The sequence below is a fragment of the Acidomonas methanolica genome (assembly GCF_004346035.1).
GTDB classification, from domain to species: domain Bacteria; phylum Pseudomonadota; class Alphaproteobacteria; order Acetobacterales; family Acetobacteraceae; genus Acidomonas; species Acidomonas methanolica.
Genome location: NZ_SLZN01000080.1, coordinates 1 through 2,818 on the forward strand (window position 1 = coordinate 1; position 2,818 = coordinate 2,818).

A 2,818-nucleotide genomic window follows, 5' to 3' on the forward strand; every position below is an offset into this window, starting at 1 on the left:
ATGGAGCTTCGCAAGCTCGGGTTGTACCATGGCATTCTGCCGGAACGCATCATGGTTCATGACGCCGCCATCGATCGGTTGCTGGCACTGGCCCGCCACGGGGATAAGATTCTGCTCGTGACGGAAGGCGCTACGGGCATCAGAATGGATGGCGTCGTTTTTCGGCCGGTCATGGACGGAAGCGGCCCGGCGACATTTGATCTCGCTCTATGCTGGCGGGATGGGAAATGCGATCCTGTTGTTGCCCGTTTCATCGAATTGGCGCGGCTGCCTCAAGATGATGGCGCATCTTTCCCTGGTGTCGGCGACGTCTGACGCATGGCGGGAATATCGAGCGGGATGTCGTCGCGGAACGACCTTCCCTGAGACAGTCGTCGCCCCAGCGTGTCCAGAAACCGGGCGAAGCGTTCCTGCCCCAGCGCATTGGCGGCGGCCTGCGCCTCGGCTGGCAGGGGCGGCATCTGGCCCAGCCAGAAGCGGATGAACAGGGCATGGGTTTCCAGCGCGATCATCAGGTCGCGCTCCTGGCGCTGCATCTGACGTGTCAGCCGGTCCAGCCGCCGTGTCAGGGCCGCTTCGGTTTTCTCCGCGCTGTCGGGAGACAGCAAGGACGCGACCGCCGCTTCCACCACGGCGGAGCGCGTCACCTTCCGGCGTGCGGCAAGATCGCCAATCTGCGAGATCATGGCGACGGGCAGGGAGACGTTCAGGCGGTCACGCATGGAAACCCTCCATGAAAAGCCATGATGTGACCGAAAGGTTTTTTCAGAAACAAGATCGAAATCGGGTTTGTCGTATCGGGGTGGACCATGACGTAAAAGGAACGGGCAGCGTGGTTCACATGCTGATCCCGAGATCGCGCTTGCGGTCATGTCGCCAGTCGACTCCCCCATTGTCGCGGGCGACCCCATCGACATAGCGGTCGTGCTGTTTCTCCAGCGACGGTGCCCAGGGCACAAGCTGGAAGCCGAGGCCATTGTCGATCATGGCGAAGCGCCCCGAGGACAGGCTGAGACGTTTCACATACTGGCCGGTGACGAAGTGGCCCGGAATGCTGCGCTCATAAGCCAGCCCGCCTTCCTTCGCGAGTTTTGCGCCGACTTGATCAAGTTCCTGCTGACGCAGCGTCGCCAGGAGGTTGCGCTGATAGCGGACGGACCCATCCTGCTGGAATGACGCCAGCCCGCGATCCGCGAGGTGACGGGTGCGCTCCTGCATGGCCTGCCGCACCTCGGCTCCGAAGCTGCTGCGGGCGAGGTCCATCGGCTGGCGCTCTACCAGCCGGTGATCCAGCCATGTTGCCCCCGGCGCTTTCACCTGGGCGGCAAGGTCCAGATCGGACCGGGCGGACAGCACCAGATAACCCTTCCCGCTTGTCCTGCCGGTCGCCGTTCGCACCTCAACGATGCCGCCATCAGGCGGGGCGTCGCGGAACGCCTCGACAGCGGGGAAGCGGACATGATGCAAACGCCCGTCGGTGGCGTCGATCACGGCATAGGCTTCGCCGGTCAGTTCGTTGTGCAGACCGCGTTCCAGCAACCGCCCCGCCAAGGCGATGGGCTGATCACGCCCCGAGATCACGTAATCGCCGGGAGACATCACCCGATCCCGGCTTCGTTCCGTCATGGCGCGGTGCATGGTTTTGATGATGTCACCCCGCACCCCCATTTCACGCAACGTGTCCGCCATGCCGGGCGCGAGCGACCAGCGTCCCGGTCCTGCTGATGTGGCCAGTCCCATGCGTTCCAGCGTTTGCGCCCTGCCGGTGAGAAGGGCGCGATGCGTCGCATTTTGCCCGAGGTCATGAGTGGCCCCGCCTTCAGGCTGCAGGTCCACGATGCCCAGATCATCGGCATGATGCTGCAATTCGGCATCAAGCCGGGTCCAGTGCTCCGCCGTCACGTCCCGACGGAGAGCCATTTCGATTTCATGTTCGGCACGCGGGCCAAGCTCCAGCGACACCAGATCCTGCGCCCGAGAACGCAGGCCATGGCTGATATAGTCGCGGGCGATCACCAGATCGGCCCCGGCCTGATCCACGCCGCGCACGATCAGATGCACATGCGGATTGTCGGTGTTCCAGTGCGACACGGCGGCCCAGTCCAGCCGTGTGCCGAGATCGGCTTCCATCTGCGTCACGAGGTCGCGGGTAAAGCCGTCGAGGTCCGCCATCTCCGGCGCGTCCTCGGGCGAGACGATGAAACGGAAATGATGCCGGTCGTCTTTGCAGCGCGCGGCAAAATCCTGTGCATCCACGTCCTGACCATCTGGCCCGAACAGATGCGCTTTCTCGCCGTCGCGGGTGACGCCATCGCGGCGCAGATAGGCGAGATGATCGGCCAGCGATCCGGGACGCGCGCCGCGCCCGGTCTGTCGCACCACGCGGGCCTTGACGGTCACGCGGCGATGGGCGTCGAACAGGCGGCTTCTGCCAAACCGGGAATGGCCCCGCCCAAAGGTCGAGGGGCCAGGGCGCGGACTGCTGCCTTTTCCCTTTCCGGGGCTGCCGCCAGCCCCTCCGCCCGCGCGGTGGGAGGCATGGAGCACCTGAGCCAGAAAGGTCCGAGGCCGGACGCTGCTTCCCTTGCTCCGAATGCGGCCCGGACGGACGCGGAAATCCTCGTCGCGGGTCATCACAACCCTACTGTGCAGGAAACCCCCGCAGGAAAGTAGGCCAGAATCCAAAACCCTGCACACGACCGACCCGCCATGCACACAAGAAGACGAAGCGCGACCGCGCTTCGTCGTCCGACGTGGCAGGCCGTTTTATCTTGCCTTCCTCTTTTTCTTCTTCCTGATGTCGGTCGAATACATGAAG

Annotated in this window: 3 protein-coding genes; 1 reads left to right on the forward strand and 2 read right to left on the reverse strand. The window is 64.1% G+C overall.

What is annotated here, in order from left to right:
- On the forward strand, positions 1–315 hold a 315-nt coding region (locus EDC31_RS17890; RefSeq protein WP_042062216.1), incomplete at its 5' end, for a type 2 periplasmic-binding domain-containing protein.
- Here the strand turns inward: EDC31_RS17890 and EDC31_RS17415 are convergent.
- Entirely contained in the window at positions 273–722 is a 450-nt protein-coding gene (locus tag EDC31_RS17415) for a hypothetical protein (RefSeq protein WP_042062217.1), read from the reverse strand. The two genes, EDC31_RS17890 and EDC31_RS17415, sit on opposite strands and share 43 nt — an antisense overlap.
- Before the next feature lie 115 nt (positions 723–837).
- Positions 838–2,634 carry a relaxase/mobilization nuclease domain-containing protein gene (locus EDC31_RS17420; protein ID WP_042062219.1) on the reverse strand — a complete coding sequence of 599 codons (1,797 nt, stop codon included), beginning with the start codon at positions 2,632–2,634 and terminating at the stop codon, positions 838–840.
- Positions 2,635–2,818: the final 184 nt, after the last annotated feature.